Source organism: Vibrio paucivorans, assembly GCF_054053395.1.
Genome location: NZ_CM133230.1, coordinates 294,469 through 312,809, shown reverse-complemented (window position 1 = coordinate 312,809; position 18,341 = coordinate 294,469). Strand labels below are relative to the sequence as shown.

The following is an 18,341-nucleotide window of genomic DNA, read 5'->3' as shown; positions in this document are numbered from 1 at the left end:
CTAGTAATAGTAATGCGATTGACAGGTGCTTTTTCAGTTTATTCTCATTCAAATACTTCATAAGCCCTCACTTACACAAGTAACAATTTTAACAAATTATTATCATTCGTGATAGCCATTTTTAAAGCGGGCTCACAACCTTTGTGTGGCAGGCAATCGGTTTCCGAGTTACATTTTAACCAGTGAATCCAAAAGCTTACTGAGTTGGAGCTAACATGGCGCAGGAAAACAAGCCCGTTGTAATAGAGCACGAAGGTGCGACGCAATCCAAGAAAAGCCACGAAAAGAAATCAAGCTACATTAAAGATAGCGCGAGTCGAGTGATCAATATTGCTCAGACTTATGGCCTTGATGCGCTGCTGCAAAGTGAAGCACCGGAGAAGTCGACGCTAGACAGAGCATTGCTTCGAGAACGTAAGCGACGTGAACAACGTCAACAAAATCTGGAACAAATTCTGAAAGCAACTCATCAGTCTTGTCGAGATGAGACAGCTGGGGAACCAGACAAAGATTGGTTATATCGTTTTTTCGATATGGCACAGGAGATCCACAACCCTGCGATGCAACGTTTGTGGGCCCAAGTACTAAAAAGGGAAGTAACGAACCCTGGGTCTACATCAATGAAAGCTCTAAAAGTCCTTCAGGACATGAGCCCGAAAGAAGCTCAAACCTTACAACGCGCCGCAGCATTAGCCTGTAGCTTCGGCAGTGACAATAGCCGTAAGCTACTAATCGGTTTTAAAGCGAGAGGTGGTATTTTTCACTTTGGTAAGCGTGATACCACTAGCGCTATCAACATCGGCAATTATCAATTGCCCTACTCTAGCTTACTTGTTTTGATCGAATTGGGCCTACTACATGGTACCGAGCTCGAATCAGGAGAAATTGAAGTCGAACCGCCATTGCCACTCACGTATCAAGGCAAAACACTATCGCTACAGGCTCAAACCAAAGGGGTCAGGCTGCTATATTACCGATTTAGCCCGACAGGAAATGAGCTGTGTAAACTGTTGGGTAATAAGCCCAACAGCCAATATTATGATCAAATGATTGCTGTGCTTAGCCAAAAGTTTACTGTGCACACTGAAGCTAACAGCTCAATTCATCATACGGTTTGACGTAGAGCAATGATCTCTCTCGACTCTAACTCCTCCATACACAACTCAACTAGCTCTTCGATTGACTTTTCTCCCGCGGGAAGGTCAATCTCAGGGTTTTCTGGTACTTGATACTCAGAATCGATTCCAGTGAAGTTCGAGATTTCTCCCGCTCTAGCCTTCTGATAAAGTCCTTTAGGATCACGTTGCTCGCATACATCAAGTGCGGTATTCACAAACACTTCGATGAACTCTCCTTCTGGTAACATATCTCTAACCAATTGGCGCTCTGTTCGGTGCGGGGAAATAAAAGCAGATAACACAATCAGCCCAGCATCAGCCATCAGCTTCGCAAGTTCTCCTATCCGTCTAATGTTCTCACGGCGATCTTGATCTGAAAAACCAAGGTCACTACACAATCCATGACGTACGTTATCGCCATCAAGTAGGTATGTATGATACCCAAGCTCTGCGAGTCGGTTTTCAAGCGCTCCAGCTACGGTAGATTTCCCTGCGCCAGACAACCCAGTAAACCAAAGCACTGCTGGTTTTTGTTTTTTAAGGTTAGCTCGAAATCCTTTGTCGATAACATGCTTGTGCCAAACAATGTTTTCATCTTTAGCAGATGTTACTGTAGTCATAGTTTATTCCTTAAACTTCAAATCAATACGGGAAAAATAGAGGGATCAACCCAAGTACAAGCACTGAGTAAACTATTGATATAGGGATACCAATACGGATGTAGTCAGCCAATCGGTAATTGCCAACGCTGTATACCAGCAAGTTGGTTTGATACCCATAAGGAGAAATAAAGCTAGCACTAGCACCAAACAAAACAGCCATAATAAAAGGCATAGGATCAACGCCGTATCCCAACGCCATACTATAACCAATGGGAAAAGCTAAAGCGGCGGCCGCGTTGTTAGTCACCAACTCAGTGAGAATTAGGGTCATTAGATATGTTGCGACTAAGGCGCCAAACACCCCCCAACCATTAAAGGCCTGCATAAACATTTCGCCCATTCTCATCGACAACCCACTCGATAGCATGAGCTGTGCAATAGAAAGCGCCGAACCAACTATGACAACAATATCGGTCGGGAAACGCCGTCTAAGCTCGCTCACTTGCACAATTCCAAACGCGAGCAAAGCGATCAGATAAACCGCTAGCCCTTTAATAATGGGAACTAACCCCAGTAAGGCTAAGCCGATAGTCAATGCAAACCCTAAAAGCACCATGGTTGACTTACTACTGTCAAGCTTGGCACTTGAGTCAAGATTATTGACCCAAACGAACTCTTTTCGGTGCGCTCTTCGTTCTGCTTCAAAACGCTTTCCAGGCACTAGAACTAAAGTGTCTCCAGCTTCCAGAGCAATGTTCCCTAGGCCACCTTCTAGCCTCTCATGCCCGCGACGAATCGCCACTACTACAGCATCAAAGCGGTCACGAAAGTGACTAGACTTCAATGTCTTGTTGCAAAAACTGGCCGAAGAACTGACGATGACCTCGATAAAGCCCTGACCATTAAGATGATGCTGACCAAAAAAGGTTAACCCTTGGATTTCCTGCAGGGTCGTAACACTTTCGATGTCCCCACAAAACAGCAGCCGATCTTTCTCTTTGAGCACGAAGTCTGGCTCTACCGACGGTAAGCTTTGTCCATCACGGACAACTTCGGCTAAAAACAGCTTTCTAAGCGCCCGTAAATTGTTTTCTGCAATACTTTTTCCAACGAGTGGGGAGCCAGGTTCAACCCGGGCTTCCAAGAAATAGGGCAGTTCATCTTGCCCTTGCTCATCATAACTCGGAAGCAAGTAGCTCATTGGGATAAGTATGAGTACTCCCCCAACCAGAACAGCGAGGCCGATGAGAGTTGGAGTAAAGAACGTTAAGCTTGGTAAGCCCGCATCTTCAACAAAACTATTAATGATGAGGTTGGTTGAGGTGCCTATTAACGTAAGCGTACCACCAAAAATTGCCGCATAAGAAAGCGGGATGAGTAACTTGGAGGGAGCGTGTTTGGGATTGCGTTTGATGGCACCAATTAACGAAACCACTACGGCAGTATTATTGGTAAAGGAAGAAAGAATGGCTGTAGAGAGACCCAATTTAGCCACGACAACCCCTAACTTACCATCAGATATAGACTGGCTAACCCAGCTAATCAAGCGCGTTTTCTCCAAGGCACTTGAGGCTAAAATTAGCAGTACTAGAGTCAGTAAAGATGAGTTAGTGAAATTCGATGCGATCGTGTTTAGCTCTATTGTCCCGACCAGAAAAGCCACAAATGCAGTACCTGCAAAAATAAAGCTTGGTTTAATCTTGGTGACAATTAAGCATGTGATGATGACAAGAAGCATCGCCAACACAAATCCCTGTTCCCACATAACTCATCCTTAACTAGCGGAGCTTTCTCAGCTCCGCAATGCTATTTACTTAAATAGCTGATTTAAGTCCTTCGCCTCCCAGTGAGGGAAGTGTTTACGAACAAGCGCATTAAGCTCTAACTCAAACGCTGAGAAGTCTCCCGCCGTACGTTCGATATGGGTTAAGCTTTCTCGAACTAACCCTGCCCCAACAGTCACATTAGTTAGACGGTCGATAACGATAAAACCTCCCGTGTCAGCACAAGATAGGTAGTTATCAAGAGCTACCGATTCGGTGAACGACCACTCACATAAACCAATCCCGTTCAAAGGTAATTCATTAGCATCATGCTTAGATAATTGGTTAATGTCGTATTGGTGGCGAATCGCTTCAACCTGCCCTACCGTTTTCTTACCTGCGACTTTGATATCGTACTCACGGCCAGGTTGTAGAGGCTGTTCAGTCATCCATACGATGTCTGCGAGAAGATGGTTACTTGATTCCACCTGCGCATTTTGCAGAACGATAAGATCGCCACGGCTAATATCAATTTCATCTTCTAACGTCAGAGTAACGGCTAAACCTGCTTGCGCTTCTTCTAAGTCACCATCAAAGGTCACAATACGCTCAATCTTTGAGGTTTTGCCTGAAGGTAACGCTTTAATTTCATCACCAACTTTTACTGTTCCAGAAGCGATTGTTCCAGCAAAGCCACGAAAATCTAAATTAGGACGATTGACATACTGAACGGGGAAACGGAAATCACCCGATGATTTCGTTGCATCAATATCAACACCTTCCAGAAGGTCAAGTAACGATGGACCATCAAACCACTTCATTTGCGCGCTTGAAGAGGCAACGTTTTCACCTTCTAGCGCCGATAGCGGCAAAATCTGAATATTTGTGTCACCTTGCAGGTTTTCAGCAAACGCTAAGTACTCATCTCGAATCGTCTCGAAGCGATCTTGAGAATAATCGACCAAATCCATTTTATTGACCGCAACAACAAAGTGTTTAATGCCCAATAAGTTGGAGATAAACGAGTGACGACGCGTCTGATCCAACACACCTTTGCGTGCATCAATTAGAATGACAGCTAAATCACAAGTTGATGCTCCAGTAGCCATATTGCGAGTGTATTGCTCATGCCCTGGAGTGTCGGCAATGATGAATTTACGTTTTTGAGTCGAGAAATAGCGGTAAGCAACATCAATGGTAATCCCTTGCTCACGCTCAGCCTGAAGGCCATCAACCAATAGTGCTAAATCCGGTTTTTCGCCAGTTGTACCAACACGCTGGCTATCAGAATGAACCGCTGCTAACTGATCTTCATAAATCTGTTGTGTGTCATGGAGTAAGCGCCCAATCAAAGTACTTTTACCATCATCTACCGAGCCACAAGTAAGGAATCGAAGTAGGGATTTATGTTGGTGTTGGTTTAGGTAACCTTCAATACCTAGCTCAGCAAGTTGAGCTTCTACTGCACTGTTCATAATCGTTCCTTGATCCTTAGAAGTAGCCTTGTCGTTTTTTAAGTTCCATCGATCCTGACTGATCGTGGTCGATCGCTCGTCCTTGGCGCTCACTGGATGTTGCCACTAGCATCTCTTCTATAATGCCGGTCAACGTATTCGCTTCAGACTCGATAGCACCAGTTAATGGGTAGCAACCTAATGTGCGGAAACGAACGCTTTTCTCTTCAATCACTTCACCCGGCTGAAGCTCCATACGATCGTCATCCACCATGATCAGCATGCCATCACGTTCAACTACTGGTCTTTTGTCAGATAGGTAAAGTGGCACGATTTCAATATTTTCCAGGTAGATGTACTGCCAGATATCAAGTTCGGTCCAATTAGATAGTGGGAAGACGCGGATACTCTCCCCTTTATTCACCTGACCGTTATACGTTTTCCAAAGCTCCGGACGTTGGTTCTTAGGATCCCATGTATGATTTTTATCACGGAAGGAGTAAACGCGCTCTTTTGCACGAGATTTTTCTTCATCACGACGAGCACCACCGAAAGCTGCGTCAAAGCCATATTTATTGAGCGCTTGCTTTAACCCTTGCGTTTTCATGATGTCAGTATGCTTCGACGAGCCGTGAACAAATGGGCTACACCCCATCGCCAAACCTTCTGGGTTCTTATGAACAAGTAAATCGAAGCCATACTTTTCAGCGGTACGATCACGGAATTCGATCATTTCACGGAATTTCCAATCCGTATCGACATGGAGTAGAGGGAAAGGAATTTTCCCTGGGTAGAAAGCTTTGCGAGCCAAATGAAGCATCACTGAAGAGTCTTTACCAATCGAGTACATCATCACTGGGTTATCAAACTCAGCGGCGACCTCGCGGATAATATGAATACTCTCAGCTTCGAGCTGCTTTAAGTGAGTCAGGCGTTGTTGATCCATATGTGTTTCCTTTTAAGCCTTTAGGCTTATTTATGTCCCTAAATCTTTGGTCGAAAGTATATTGAGAAGGCAATAGCACTATTGTTGATTTGAGTATTAGATAAGAACCAATCTAACTTTTGAGACTCTCAACTCCACTGCTGTAGCCCATCACTTAATACTTTCAGATAGTCGCATTATGGACACCTGCATATATTACCGGAAATTCTAAAATTTCATTTTTTATTACTTAAAACAATAAGAGCATTTATAAACAGAATGCCGATTTATTAAAAAATGCTAAATTCTTATACTTAGCGCCAAATTTCGCCTTATAACGCCGAAAGGGTTCACACTTTCGTGCTCCAAATTAATTTGTTTGCATAGTAATTTGTTACATTACGCAACAAATCTCTTCTATTCCAAATTGGAGCTTTCCATGAAACCGGCAATCAAACCTTTATCAATCGCAGTAATCGCAGGTCTTGGCCTAGCGACGCTATCTGGTTGTACGACTACTCCAGATACTGACGAAGTAATCAAACTACGTGTTGTTGAAACAACAGATATTCATACCAACCTAATGGATTACGATTACTACAAAGACAAGCCAAGCCAAAAGATCGGTCTTGCTCGTACTGCAACACTGGTTAAAGAAGCTCGTGCTGAAGTAACCAACAGTGTTCTTGTTGATAATGGTGACTTGCTGCAAGGTAGCCCAATGGGTGACTACATGGCAGACAAAGGCATCGAAGCTGGCGAAGTTCACCCGGCGTACAAAGCGATGAACCAGCTAAACTATGATGCTGGTAACATTGGTAACCACGAATTCAACTACGGCTTAGAATTCCTAGCTGAATCTATCAATGATGCAGAGTTCCCTTACATCAGTGCAAACGTATTTGATGCCAAAACAGGTGAGCACTACTTCAAGCCATACATCATCAAAACGCACACATTTAAAGATACTGCGGGCGTAGAGCATGAAGTAAAAGTGGGTTACATCGGCTTTGTTCCACCACAAATCATGATTTGGGATAAGAAGAACCTTGAGGGTAAAGTTACCGCTCGTGACATTAAAGAAACCGCAGAAGAACTGATTCCTCAAATGAAGGAAGAAGGTGCGGAAGTGATTGTTGCTATCCCGCACTCTGGTGTCTCAATGGACCCGTACAAGCAAGGTGAAGAAAACTCAACTTACTACCTATCAGAAGTTGAAGGTATCGATGCCATTGCATTTGGTCACTCGCATGCTGTATTCCCTGGTAAGGGCTTTGACAACATGCAAGGGATCGACAACGAAAACGGCACAATCAATGGCGTAGCGGCTGTAATGCCAGGCCGTTGGGGTAGTCACGTTGGTATCATGGATCTAACTCTGGTTCAAAAAGACGGTAAGTGGGAAGTAGAAAAAGGCCAATCTGAAGCTCGCCCGATCTACAGCAAAACAGAAAAGAAATCTCTGGCGGACGCGGACGCTGGTATCGTTAAAGCACTAGAAGCCGACCACAAAGGCACACGTGACTTCGTTAACCAACCAATTGGTAAAGCGAACGATGTGATGTACAGCTTCCTAGCACTTGTTCAAGACGACCCAACCGTGCAAATCGTCAACCTAGCTCAAAAAGATTACGTTGAGCGTTTCATCCAAGGTGACCCTGATCTAGCGGATATCCCTGTTCTTTCTGCTGCTGCACCATTTAAAGCAGGCGGCCGTAAGAATGACCCTGCAAACTTTACTGAAGTTGAATCTGGCCAGTTAACGTTCCGTAACGCCGCGGACCTTTACTTGTACCCGAATACGCTAGTAGCGATGAAAGTAACAGGTAAAGAAGTAAAAGAGTGGCTAGAGTGTACTGCAGGCCAGTTCAAGCAAATTGACGTGAACAGCACTGCGCCTCAACAACTTATCGACTGGGATGGTTTCCGCACTTACAACTTCGATGTTATCGATGGCGTGAACTACCAGATCGATGTTACTCAACCAGCAAAATACGATGGTAACTGTAAAGTTATTAACGAAGGTTCTGAGCGTATCGTAGGACTAACTTACCAAGGTAAGCCTATCGAAATGAATCAAGACTTCATTATTGCAACTAACAACTACCGTGCATACAGCAACAAATTCCCTGGCACTGGTTCTGAGTTCGTTGCGTTCGATTCTCCAGATGAAAACCGTTCAGTTATCGCGGCATACATCTCTCGCGTGAGCCAAGAGAAAGGTGAAGTAACACCAAGTGCAGACAACAACTGGACATTCGCTCCTATCAAGTCGGACAAGAAGCTGGATATCCGTTTTGAAACTTCACCAAGTGAAAAAGCTGCGAAGTTCATCGAAGAGAAAGGTCAGTACCCAATGAAACGTGTCGCGACAGACGATGTTGGCTTTGGTGTTTACCAGATTGATCTACAAAAATAGGCATTAGTTATATAAAGTAAAAAGCCGCAACTCATGTTGCGGCTTTTTTGTAGGAGCAAAGATGGATTTAAGACTTATTCAGCAACTTGATAAGCATGGTTTTACTCAAGACGAAATTACTCAAATTGGCGAAGTGACGACAGAGTTAGAACTCCCAACTCGCCATATCCTAATCAATCAAGGGGAGATCGCGTCCCATATTTACTTCGTTCTTGATGGTGTATGCCATGCAGGCTATCTGACAGAAAAGGGAAAAGAGTTCAGCAAAGAGTTTTACTGGGAACTCGACTGGATCATTGGATTTGAAAGCGTAATAAAAAACCAACCCTCTCCTTACTTATTAGAAACGCTAACGGCTTGTTCACTGCTTTGTCTACCAATAAAGGTTTTCCAGCAATGGCGGGAGGTCAATCACCCTATCTATCTAAAACTGCTCGAAACGCAGCTTATGTACAAAGAGAACAAAGAACGCTTTATGTTGTTATATACACCAGAAGAACGTTACGAGTTGTTTTGCCAACATTACCCAGAACTACTGGAACGACTCAATGACTATCAAATCGCGGCCTATTTGGGGATCACCGCCATTAGCTTAAGCCGAATAAAAAACCGGGCAACCTCTTAACATATGTTAATGCCACCCTTTCCTCTCATTGCTATAGTTTATCAATATTTCAGACAACCAGTACTATCCAATGATTGAGTGGCAACTAAAACGCTTTTCCGAGTTATCCCAATATGAACTCTACGAACTACTTAAACTTAGAGTGAACGTCTTTGTTGTAGAACAAAACTGTCCTTACCCTGAACTCGACGACAAAGATACCCATACCGAGGTGCATCACCTAATTGGCCGACAGAGCGGCGAAATTGTCGCATGCGCTCGCCTACTCCCAGCAGGCGTCAGTTACTCCAATATCAGCATAGGTAGAATCGCAACTAAAGAAAACGTACGTGGTGACGGCATAGGCCACAAACTCGTCGCAAAAGCACTGTTGGAGTGCGAACAATTATGGCCAAATAAAGATATCGAGATAGGTGCTCAGGCTCATCTCGAGCACTTCTACCAAGCGCACGGTTTTAAAAAAAGCTCACCACCTTACTTGGAAGACGGTATCCCACATATAGATATGCTTCGTAAGGACTAGCGATGTCACCTCAATCCGTTGCGGTAATGTTACTGGTTGTTGGAAATCTAGCGGCGTCGTTGTCTGATGTAGCGGTAAAATTGTTAGAGGGAGGGATATCTCCCTTCCAATACATATTCATACGGCAACTCACTTCGGTCGCGATCATCCTACCTTTTTGGTTACAGCTTCATCATCGACAACGCAAGTTAACCGCCGTAATCACTACAGTGACTAGAGGACAACTGATTATGATCGGCAGCGGCTGTATGATGGTCGCTATAACCTATCTACCTTTGGCTACTGCTAACGCTGTCTTTTATGCCGCCCCACTGATCATGCTGCCTCTGTCGATTTGGCTACTCAAAGAAACACCAAATGTCACTAAAGTAATCTCTACCTGCATTGGATTTATTGGGGTGTTAATTGTGCTCAGACCTTCACAATTTCATTGGGCAGCGATTTTTGCACTCGGTACCGCAATCACTTTAGCGCTATTTAATATATTGGTGCGTAGGCTACCTTCAGAACAACCTATGATAGCTACACTATTTTGGACAACGTTGAGTTCTCTGCCAGTATCAACGGCTCTTGCCTACATTTACTGGCAACCAATTACAAATACGCAGGTACTATGGATAGTGGTAAGCGCCGTATTGATTCTAACCTACAACGGACTCGCGGTCCTGGCATACAAAAAGGCACAGGCTAGCCAAGTTGCGTTAGCGGAATATTCGGGGTTGGTGTTCGTTGCTATTATTGGAGCAATTGGGTTTAACGAGATCCCAGATGGATTCACCATAGCGGGCATAGCATTGATAATAGCTCCGCTACTACCTTGGAAGAGCGTGTTAAGAAGAAGGGAAAAGCATCCGTTACTTACTGCGTCCAAACCCTCCATCAGAAAGACGGAAAAACATCACTGAACCACTATTTTTCTCTAGCTGAAGAATATCGAGCTTACCATCAGATGCGAGTTTAAAACGCACTAACTGGCCCTTCTTAATTCGACTTAATGGCTTGTCGGTACCCTCAACTTTTACCAAAGCGTTTAAATCTGCCATTGGCAAACCATTTGCACGGAATACTTGGGCAAGCGTATCGCCACTTTTCACCGTGTATTCACTCCAAGATTCGATTGGGGCAGTGACTGTTGCTTGGCTTTTCTGTTCACTCAAACCTTGGGTATTAATGTCTATCTCTACCCTTTGATTCGGCTTGATGGAAGGCTCAACTTCCGGTTTAGGAGTGGGTAAAACCAGCAAAATCATCACAAGTGGTACTAATACCATTAGTGCTCTTTGATGCAATTTAGGCAAGCTTAACCAAAGCGACTTTAGTTCTAAACTCGCTTTCTTCCAATCTACCTGCTTAACTCTTTCCTGAATTAATGCAACGTAATCAACCTGCTGCTGTTTCTTCTTACGGCGATTCATTACTATCCGTTCCCAAACTTGAATATGATTAGTATAAAAACAGACTCGCTCTGAGTATAGGGAATTTAGCTTAGCAAGGTCATTAGTCGGTAAAATATTGTAATTTTCGCGGCGTAGTAAGATAGAGCTCACACTGTAGACTTATCGCGCTATACAGTTGTGGCAGGCGTTTCATCCTTTTTCTATACCTGTTATCCTGTGCTCTTTCTTGTCTATCATACAAAGAGTGACTTTCATGTCTGAAGTAAAATTTGAAACTGTAGAGCAAAAAGCAAGCTACGGTATTGGTCTGCAAATGGGCCAACAACTTGCAGGTTCTGGTCTAGAAGGCCTAAGCGTTGATGCTATCGCAGCAGGTATCGCAACTGCACTAACTGGTGATATGCCAGCTATCGAAATTGATGAGATCAACAATGCACTGCAAGAGCTTCATACTCGTGCAGAATCAGCTCGTCAAGAAGCAGCTAAAGCAGCAGCAGCAGACGGTGAAGCGTACCTAAAAGACAATGCTCTTCGCCCTGAAGTTACTGTTCTTGAATCAGGTCTACAATATGAGATCATTACTGAAGGTACAGGTGAAATCCCAACTTCAGACAAGCAAGTTCGAGTTCATTACCACGGCGAACTAACAGACGGTACTGTATTCGATAGCTCAGTATCTCGCGGTCAACCAGCTGAATTCCCAGTAACGGGCGTAATTAAAGGTTGGGTTGAAGCGCTTCAACTAATGCCAGTTGGTTCTAAGTGGAAGCTATACATCCCACAAGACCTAGCATACGGTGAGCGCGGTGCAGGTGCTGCTATTCCTCCTTTTGCAGCTCTAGTATTCGAAGTAGAACTACTAGCAATCCTGTAAGCAATCTCATTGTTACGATTGTTTAAAAAGCAGCGCATCGCGCTGCTTTTTTTATCTAAACTATATGGAAGAGTTAAACAACAAGGAAAAAGTATGAAAAACTACTTAGTTCTCGTCGCCACTATTGGTCTCACCTCTACACCAACATATGCCTTCCTAGACAGCCTGACAGATAAAGAAGAGCAGCAAGGCTTGATGGATATGGTAGCAAAAGGAATGAGTGCAGAATCAACACCAATAGCTGACCAGTTAACTGAGCAACTTCCCGTATCAAAACAGCAAGCAATGACTGGAGGAAGCGCCTTATTATCTTTAGCACAAAGCCAACTTTCCTCAGGGCAAAATAAAGAGCTAACATCTCTCATTCCGGGGTTGGCTGAGTTCAATCAAGTGTCAACCCTAGCTAGTGGACTACAAGACATGCCAGCAGTTAAAAAGGCATTTGAAAGTGTTGGACTGGATCCATCAATGATCAGCCAGTTTACACCCGTGATCTTAGGTTACTTAACCGAGCAAGGTGCGAGTAGTGGACTGCTAACCTCCTTAGAGAAGCTATGGTCGGAGTAATTTAACTGGTAATGTTGAGATTTCAACAGATACAAAAAAAGCCGAGCTTTCGCTCGGCCTTTTTTTGTTCTAACGAACTGATTACTCAGCAGCTTCTTCAGCAGCTGGGCGATCAACAAGCTCAATGTAAGCCATTGGAGCTTTATCACCGGCACGGAAGCCAGCTTTTAGGATACGAGTGTAACCGCCCTGACGAGCAGCAAAACGTGGACCTAGTTCGTTGAATAGTTTTGCAACTACTTCGTTATCACGAGTGCGTGCAAATGCTAGACGACGGTTAGCAACACTATCAGTCTTAGCTAATGTAATCAAAGGCTCAACTACGCGACGTAGCTCTTTTGCTTTTGGCAAAGTAGTCTTGATAACTTCATGACGTACTAGAGAGCTAGCCATGTTGCTAAACATCGCTTTACGATGTGAGCTGTTGCGGTTGAGTTGACGACCACTCTTACGATGGCGCATGACCTAATCCTTCTAACTAGTATCGATTAATCTTCAGCGATAGACGCTGGTGGCCAATTTTCTAGGCGCATGCCCAGAGAAAGACCACGTGATGCAAGTACGTCTTTAATCTCAGTAAGAGATTTTTTACCAAGGTTTGGCGTTTTAAGTAGCTCAACCTCAGTGCGCTGTACAAGATCACCGATGTAGTGAATCGCTTCTGCTTTCAAACAGTTAGCAGAGCGAACTGTTAGTTCAAGATCGTCTACAGGACGCAGTAGGATCGGATCGAATTCTGGCTTCTCTTCCTTCTCCTCAGGAACACGTACATCACGAAGATCTACGAATGCATCCAATTGTTCAGCTAGGATAGTAGCTGCACGACGGATAGCTTCCTCAGGTTCAAGAGTACCGTTCGTTTCCATATCGATAACAAGCTTGTCTAAATCAGTACGCTGTTCTACACGTGCTGCCTCTACAGAGTAGGCAATTTTGTCTACTGGGCTGTAAGTTGCATCAACAAGTAGACGACCGATTGGACGCTCATCTTCTTCAGTATGGATACGAGCAGAAGCTGGAACATAACCACGTCCACGTTCTACTTTAATACGCATTGCGATCTCAGCACTGTCATCAGTTAGGTGACAGATTACGTGTTCCGGGTTTACGATCTCTACATCACCGTCATGGGTGATGTCACCTGCAACCACAGGGCCTGAGCCTGATTTGTTCAGCGTAATAAACACTTCATCTTTGCCTTCGGCAACGCGAACAGCAAGACCTTTCAGGTTAAGAAGAATCTCAAGGATATCCTCTTGTACACCTTCTTTAGTGCTGTATTCGTGTAGTACGCCTTCAATTTCCACTTCTGTTACAGCACAACCTGGCATAGAAGATAGAAGAATACGGCGAAGTGCATTACCCAGAGTATGACCGAAACCACGCTCTAACGGCTCAAGAGTTACTTTTGCGTGTGTCGTGTTGATCTGTTCGATGTCAACAAGACGTGGCTTAAGAAATTCTGTTACAGAACCCTGCATTGTGTCCTCTCTTTAGTTTAAACCTTACTTAGAGTAAAGCTCGACGATCAATTGTTCGTTGATGTCAGCTGACAGGTCAGAACGCTCAGGCATACGCTTGAATGTACCTTCCATTTTGCCACCATCTACTTCAATCCAAGTTGGTTTTTCACGTTGTTCAGCAACTTCTAGAGCCGCTTTAACACGAGCTTGCTTTTTAGCTTTCTCGCGAATTGAAACAACGTCATTAGCCGAAACTTTGAAAGAAGGAACGTTTACAACGTTACCGTTAACTAGGATAGCTTTGTGGCTAACTAGTTGGCGTGCTTCTGCGCGAGTTGCGCCAAAGCCCATGCGGTAAACTACGTTATCAAGACGACCTTCAAGAAGCTGAAGTAGGTTTTCACCCGTGTTGCCTTTAAGACGCGCAGCTTCTTTGTAGTAGTTACGGAATTGTTTTTCTAGAACGCCGTAGATACGACGAACTTTTTGCTTCTCACGAAGCTGAACGCCATACTCAGATAGACGACCGCGACGAGCGCCGTGTACACCTGGTGCGTTATCAATTTTACACTTGGTATCGATCGCGCGTACACCAGACTTAAGGAATAAGTCAGTACCTTCGCGACGGCTAAGCTTCAGCTTAGGACCCAAATATCTTGCCATGATCTTTCTCCAGTAATCTAAAAAACGTTATACGCGACGTTTCTTAGGTGGACGACAACCGTTATGAGGGATTGGTGTAGCATCAACGATGTTTGTGATGCGGAAACCAGCAGCGTTCAGTGCGCGAACAGTAGATTCACGACCTGGACCTGGACCCTTAACCATAACTTCCAAGTTCTTTAGGCCATATTCTTTAGCCATTTCAGCACAACGCTCAGCTGCAACCTGTGCTGCGAACGGAGTAGACTTACGAGAACCACGGAAGCCTGAACCACCTGCAGTAGCCCATGCTAGAGCGTTACCTTGACGGTCAGTAATAGTTACGATTGTGTTATTGAAAGAAGCATGGATGTGCGCAACACCGTCTGCAACTTGTTTGCGAACGCGTTTACGCGCGCGAGTTGGTTGTTTAGCCATTGTACTCTACCTTCCCGATTATTTCTTGATCGGCTTACGCGGACCCTTACGGGTGCGAGCATTGGTTTTAGTACGCTGTCCACGTAGTGGTAGACTGCGACGATGACGAAGACCACGGTAACAACCAAGGTCCATAAGACGCTTGATGTTCATTGATACTTCACGACGTAGATCACCTTCTACAGTGTATTTAGCTACACCATCACGCAGTTGATCGATCTGCTCATCAGATAGTTCACTGATCTTAACATCTTCAGCAATACCCACGTCAGCTAGAATAGCTTGAGAGCGAGTTTTACCGATACCGTAGATCGCAGTTAGTGCGATTACAGCATGTTTTTGATCAGGAATGTTAATGCCTGCTATACGGGCCATTATTCACTCCTAAGTGTTTCATAAAAGAATTAACCACAGCAAAGCCCGTGATGGATACGCTGTGGGATACTACTTCTTTTGCACGCAAAAGGTAGGCCGAGGAATATACTCGACACTACCTTATATTTCAAGTAAAAATTTCTGCTAATTAGCCTTGGCGTTGCTTGTGCTTTGGCTCACTGCAAATCACGCGAACGACACCGTTACGCTTGATAACTTTACAGTTACGGCAGATTTTTTTAACGGAAGCACGAACTTTCATTGCTAAACTCCGTAATGAAATCTGAGACTACCGCCGGATTAACGGCCGTACCCTTTCAGATTCGCTTTTTTCAACACAGAATCATACTGTTGTGACATCAGATGAGTCTGTACCTGTGCCATAAAGTCCATGATAACAACTACTACGATAAGTAGTGATGTACCGCCGAAGTAGAAACGTACGTTCCACGCGACCATCATGAACTCGGGAATCAGACAGATAAAGGTAATGTACAGTGCACCAGCTAAGGTTAAACGTGTCATTACTTTATCGATATATTTCGCTGTCTGCTCACCTGGGCGGATACCGGGTACGAATGCACCGGACTTCTTCAAGTTATCTGCTGTTTCACGCGGGTTAAATACTAACGCCGTGTAGAAGAAACAGAAGAAAATAATTGCTGCTGCATACAACATTACATACAGAGGCTGACCTGGGCTAAGAGCCAAAGACACGTCAGTTAACCAACCGAACGCGCTGCTCTCACCATTCTGACCAAACCACTGAGCCAGTGTTCCTGGGAACAGGATAATGCTTGATGCAAAAATCGCTGGTATAACACCTGCCATATTAATTTTAAGAGGCAAGTGAGTGCTTTGCGCTGCAAAAACTTTACGACCTTGTTGACGCTTCGCATAGTTGACAACGATACGACGTTGACCACGCTCCATGAAAACAACGAAGTAAATTACAGCAAAAGCTAATACACCGATCAGCAATAGAAGAAGTACATGCAATTCACCTTGACGCGCTTGCTCGATTGTTTGACCGATTGCAGAAGGCAATCCAGCAACAATACCTGCAAAAATTAGTAATGAGATACCATTACCAATTCCTCGCTCTGTAATTTGTTCACCTAACCACATTAGGAACATGGTACCGGTTACTAAACTTACGGTTGCAATTAGCGTAAACATGGTTTGGTTGATAACAACCAGATTGTCGACCATGTTTGGTAAGCCTGTTGCAATACCAATAGCTTGGAATGTTGCAAGTACAAGCGTGCCGTAGCGTGTATATTGGCTTATCTTACGACGGCCTGCTTCACCCTCTTTTTTGAGTTCCGCTAACGCTGGATGAACTACAGTTAGCAATTGGACAACAATCGAAGCCGAAATATACGGCATGATGCCCAATGCTAAAATAGATGCACGCTCAAGAGCACCACCGGAGAACATGTTAAACATTTCTACGATGGTACCTTTTTGCTGTTCGAACAAATCGGCAAGTACAGCTGCGTCAATACCAGGAATCGGCACAAAAGAGCCCGCTCGGAATACTAAAAGTGCACCAATTACGAATAATAAGCGCGACTTTAGTTCACTTAAGCCGCTCTGAGCACTACGAAAATCTTGTCCTGGTTTCTTAGCCATCTGTACCTCGTTCCTCGAGATTATTCCTCGATTTTACCGCCTGCAGCTTCGATTGCAGCTTTAGCGCCTTTAGTCACGCGTAGACCTTTAACAGTCACAGCTTTGCTAAGTTCGCCAGAAAGAACAACTTTTACAAATTCGATGTTCTTAGTAACGATGTTAGCAGCTTTAAGGCTGTTAAGATCAACTACGTCACCAGTTACTTTCACTAGCTCAGCTAGACGAACTTCAGCAGACACTAGGCTCTTACGAGAAGTGAAACCGAATTTTGGTAGACGTTGTTTCAGAGGCATTTGACCGCCTTCAAAACCTGGACGTACAGAGCCGCCAGAACGTGACTTTTGACCTTTGTGACCGCGGCCACCTGTTTTACCAAGGCCAGAACCGATACCACGACCTAAACGCTTCTTAGAAGGCTTAGAACCCGCAGCCGGTGATAGAGTATTCAAACGCATTCTGATTACTCCTCAACTTTAACCATGTAGTAAACCTTGTTGATCATACCGCGTACACACGGTGTATCTTCAAGTTCTACTGTATGGTTGATTTTACGAAGACCAAGACCTTTTAGACACAGTTTGTGCTTAGGTAGGCGACCAATTGAGCTTTTAGTTTGAGTTACTTTAATAGTTGCCATGGTGTTCTTACTCCGAAATAGATTCAACAGTTAGACCACGTTTAGCAGCAACCATTTCTGGCGACTTCATGCTACCTAGTGCATCGATCGTTGCACGAACGATGTTGATAGGGTTCGTAGAACCGTATGCTTTAGATAGTACGTTGTGTACACCAGCAACTTCTAGTACTGCACGCATCGCACCACCTGCGATAACACCAGTACCTTCAGCAGCAGGCTGCATGTAAACTTTAGAGCCCGAGTGGCGACCTTTCACCGGGTGGTGAAGAGTGCCTTCGTTAAGCGCGATAGTAGTCATGTTACGACGCGCTTTTTCCATTGCTTTTTGAATCGCTGCAGGTACTTCACGAGCTTTGCCGTAACCGAAACCTACGCGACCGTTACCGTCACCAACAACAGTTAGTGCAGTAAAGCTCATGATTCGACCACCTTTAACCGTCTTAGATACACGGTTAACTGCGATTAGCTTTTCTTGCAAATCATTCGCTTGAACTTGTTGTTCTTTAGCCATCTTCCAACCCTACCTTAGAATTTCAGACCAGCTTCGCGAGCAGATTCTGCTAGCGCCGCTACTCGACCGTGGTATTGGAAACCAGAACGATCGTATGCAACAGCAGAAACGCCTTTTTCAAGAGCGCGCTCAGCGATAGCTTTACCTACTGCTTTAGCTGCATCGATGTTACCAGTGTTCTTAACTTGCTCACGGATCGCTTTTTCTACAGTAGAAGCTGCTGCGATAACCTCAGAGCCGTTAGCTGCAATAACCTGAGCGTACACGTGACGAGGAGTACGGTGTACTACTAGGCGAGTTGCACCCAGTTCTGCAATCTTACGACGTGCACGTGTAGCACGACGGATGCGAGATGCTTTCTTATCCATAGTGT

The 18,341-nt window shown here is 44.5% G+C and carries 23 protein-coding genes; 7 read left to right on the top strand and 16 right to left on the bottom strand.

From position 1 onward, the window contains the following. Positions 1–215 precede the first annotated feature (215 nt). Positions 216–1,118, top strand: coding sequence for a TIGR03899 family protein (locus ACXABW_RS01510; RefSeq protein WP_252029178.1), 903 nt, complete (start codon positions 216–218; stop codon positions 1,116–1,118). Here ACXABW_RS01510 and cysC read toward each other — a convergent pair. From cysC to cysD, 4 genes are read right to left on the bottom strand one after another with little or no spacing between them, the layout of a single operon-like run. Beyond that, complete coding sequence (cysC, locus tag ACXABW_RS01505) at positions 1,106–1,738, bottom strand: adenylyl-sulfate kinase (RefSeq protein WP_457523667.1); 633 nt, start codon at positions 1,736–1,738, stop codon at positions 1,106–1,108. The genes ACXABW_RS01510 and cysC overlap by 13 nt on opposite strands. A gap of 22 nt (positions 1,739–1,760) precedes the next feature. After that, positions 1,761–3,485 (bottom strand): SLC13 family permease, encoded by a 1,725-nt coding sequence (locus ACXABW_RS01500; protein ID WP_457523665.1) that lies wholly within the window; start codon positions 3,483–3,485, stop codon positions 1,761–1,763. A 45-nt stretch (positions 3,486–3,530) separates the two neighbouring features. After that, positions 3,531–4,958 carry a sulfate adenylyltransferase subunit CysN gene (gene cysN, locus ACXABW_RS01495; RefSeq protein WP_252029172.1) on the bottom strand — a complete coding sequence of 476 codons (1,428 nt, stop codon included), beginning with the start codon at positions 4,956–4,958 and terminating at the stop codon, positions 3,531–3,533. Positions 4,959–4,974: 16 nt separating this feature from the next. Further along, entirely contained in the window at positions 4,975–5,883 is a 909-nt protein-coding gene (cysD, locus tag ACXABW_RS01490) for a sulfate adenylyltransferase subunit CysD (RefSeq protein ID WP_252029170.1), read from the bottom strand. 418 nt (positions 5,884–6,301) lie between these two features. On the opposite strand from cysD, the gene cpdB reads away from it, so the two are divergent. The 4 genes from cpdB to ACXABW_RS01470 all read left to right on the top strand — a co-directional run bounded on the left by cpdB (position 6,302) and on the right by ACXABW_RS01470 (position 10,334). Next, complete coding sequence (cpdB, locus tag ACXABW_RS01485) at positions 6,302–8,281, top strand: 2',3'-cyclic-nucleotide 2'-phosphodiesterase (protein WP_457523663.1); 1,980 nt, start codon at positions 6,302–6,304, stop codon at positions 8,279–8,281. A gap of 61 nt (positions 8,282–8,342) precedes the next feature. Continuing rightward, on the top strand, positions 8,343–8,906 hold the full coding sequence (locus ACXABW_RS01480) for a Crp/Fnr family transcriptional regulator (RefSeq protein WP_265688017.1): 564 nt from the start codon (positions 8,343–8,345) through the stop codon (positions 8,904–8,906). A 70-nt stretch (positions 8,907–8,976) separates the two neighbouring features. After that, positions 8,977–9,429 carry a GNAT family N-acetyltransferase gene (locus ACXABW_RS01475; RefSeq protein WP_252029164.1) on the top strand — a complete coding sequence of 151 codons (453 nt, stop codon included), beginning with the start codon at positions 8,977–8,979 and terminating at the stop codon, positions 9,427–9,429. 2 nt (positions 9,430–9,431) lie between these two features. Beyond that, a complete protein-coding gene (locus ACXABW_RS01470; RefSeq protein ID WP_457523661.1) occupies positions 9,432–10,334 on the top strand; it encodes a DMT family transporter in 903 nt (300 codons plus the stop codon). Here the strand turns inward: ACXABW_RS01470 and ACXABW_RS01465 are convergent. Next, entirely contained in the window at positions 10,284–10,844 is a 561-nt protein-coding gene (locus ACXABW_RS01465; RefSeq protein WP_457523659.1) for a LysM-like peptidoglycan-binding domain-containing protein, read from the bottom strand. The genes ACXABW_RS01470 and ACXABW_RS01465 overlap by 51 nt on opposite strands. Positions 10,845–11,079: 235 nt before the next feature. On the opposite strand from ACXABW_RS01465, the gene ACXABW_RS01460 reads away from it, so the two are divergent. After that, entirely contained in the window at positions 11,080–11,700 is a 621-nt protein-coding gene (locus ACXABW_RS01460; protein WP_252029158.1) for an FKBP-type peptidyl-prolyl cis-trans isomerase, read from the top strand. 93 nt (positions 11,701–11,793) lie between these two features. Beyond that, positions 11,794–12,267: a DUF2780 domain-containing protein gene (locus ACXABW_RS01455; protein WP_457523657.1), complete on the top strand. Its 474-nt coding sequence runs from the start codon at positions 11,794–11,796 to the stop codon at positions 12,265–12,267. 81 nt (positions 12,268–12,348) lie between these two features. On the opposite strand, the gene rplQ is transcribed toward ACXABW_RS01455, so the two are convergent. The 11 genes from rplQ to rplR all read right to left on the bottom strand — a co-directional run bounded on the left by rplQ (position 12,349) and on the right by rplR (position 18,336). Next, positions 12,349–12,729 (bottom strand): 50S ribosomal protein L17, encoded by a 381-nt coding sequence (gene rplQ / locus ACXABW_RS01450; protein WP_005383141.1) that lies wholly within the window; start codon positions 12,727–12,729, stop codon positions 12,349–12,351. 26 nt (positions 12,730–12,755) lie between these two features. Further along, entirely contained in the window at positions 12,756–13,748 is a 993-nt protein-coding gene (locus ACXABW_RS01445) for a DNA-directed RNA polymerase subunit alpha (RefSeq protein WP_252029154.1), read from the bottom strand. A gap of 24 nt (positions 13,749–13,772) precedes the next feature. Beyond that, positions 13,773–14,393: a 30S ribosomal protein S4 gene (rpsD, locus tag ACXABW_RS01440; protein ID WP_252029152.1), complete on the bottom strand. Its 621-nt coding sequence runs from the start codon at positions 14,391–14,393 to the stop codon at positions 13,773–13,775. A 27-nt stretch (positions 14,394–14,420) separates the two neighbouring features. Continuing rightward, positions 14,421–14,810, bottom strand: a complete 390-nt coding sequence (rpsK, locus tag ACXABW_RS01435) for a 30S ribosomal protein S11 (RefSeq protein WP_001118870.1) — start codon at positions 14,808–14,810, stop codon at positions 14,421–14,423. A gap of 18 nt (positions 14,811–14,828) precedes the next feature. Continuing rightward, entirely contained in the window at positions 14,829–15,185 is a 357-nt protein-coding gene (gene rpsM / locus ACXABW_RS01430) for a 30S ribosomal protein S13 (RefSeq protein WP_252029150.1), read from the bottom strand. A gap of 148 nt (positions 15,186–15,333) precedes the next feature. Further along, the gene (gene rpmJ / locus ACXABW_RS01425; RefSeq protein ID WP_000868186.1) at positions 15,334–15,447 is read right to left on the bottom strand and encodes a 50S ribosomal protein L36; all 114 of its coding nucleotides are present in this window, start codon (positions 15,445–15,447) and stop codon (positions 15,334–15,336) included. Positions 15,448–15,485: 38 nt separating this feature from the next. Further along, on the bottom strand, positions 15,486–16,820 hold the full coding sequence (secY, locus tag ACXABW_RS01420) for a preprotein translocase subunit SecY (RefSeq protein WP_252029148.1): 1,335 nt from the start codon (positions 16,818–16,820) through the stop codon (positions 15,486–15,488). A 20-nt stretch (positions 16,821–16,840) separates the two neighbouring features. Next, positions 16,841–17,275 (bottom strand): 50S ribosomal protein L15, encoded by a 435-nt coding sequence (rplO, locus tag ACXABW_RS01415; protein WP_457523655.1) that lies wholly within the window; start codon positions 17,273–17,275, stop codon positions 16,841–16,843. Positions 17,276–17,280: 5 nt separating this feature from the next. After that, positions 17,281–17,457: a 50S ribosomal protein L30 gene (rpmD, locus tag ACXABW_RS01410; RefSeq protein WP_252029144.1), complete on the bottom strand. Its 177-nt coding sequence runs from the start codon at positions 17,455–17,457 to the stop codon at positions 17,281–17,283. 7 nt (positions 17,458–17,464) lie between these two features. Further along, positions 17,465–17,968 (bottom strand): 30S ribosomal protein S5, encoded by a 504-nt coding sequence (gene rpsE, locus ACXABW_RS01405; RefSeq protein WP_004745894.1) that lies wholly within the window; start codon positions 17,966–17,968, stop codon positions 17,465–17,467. 14 nt (positions 17,969–17,982) lie between these two features. Further along, entirely contained in the window at positions 17,983–18,336 is a 354-nt protein-coding gene (rplR, locus tag ACXABW_RS01400; protein ID WP_252029143.1) for a 50S ribosomal protein L18, read from the bottom strand. Between the last annotated feature and the right edge of the window lie 5 nt (positions 18,337–18,341).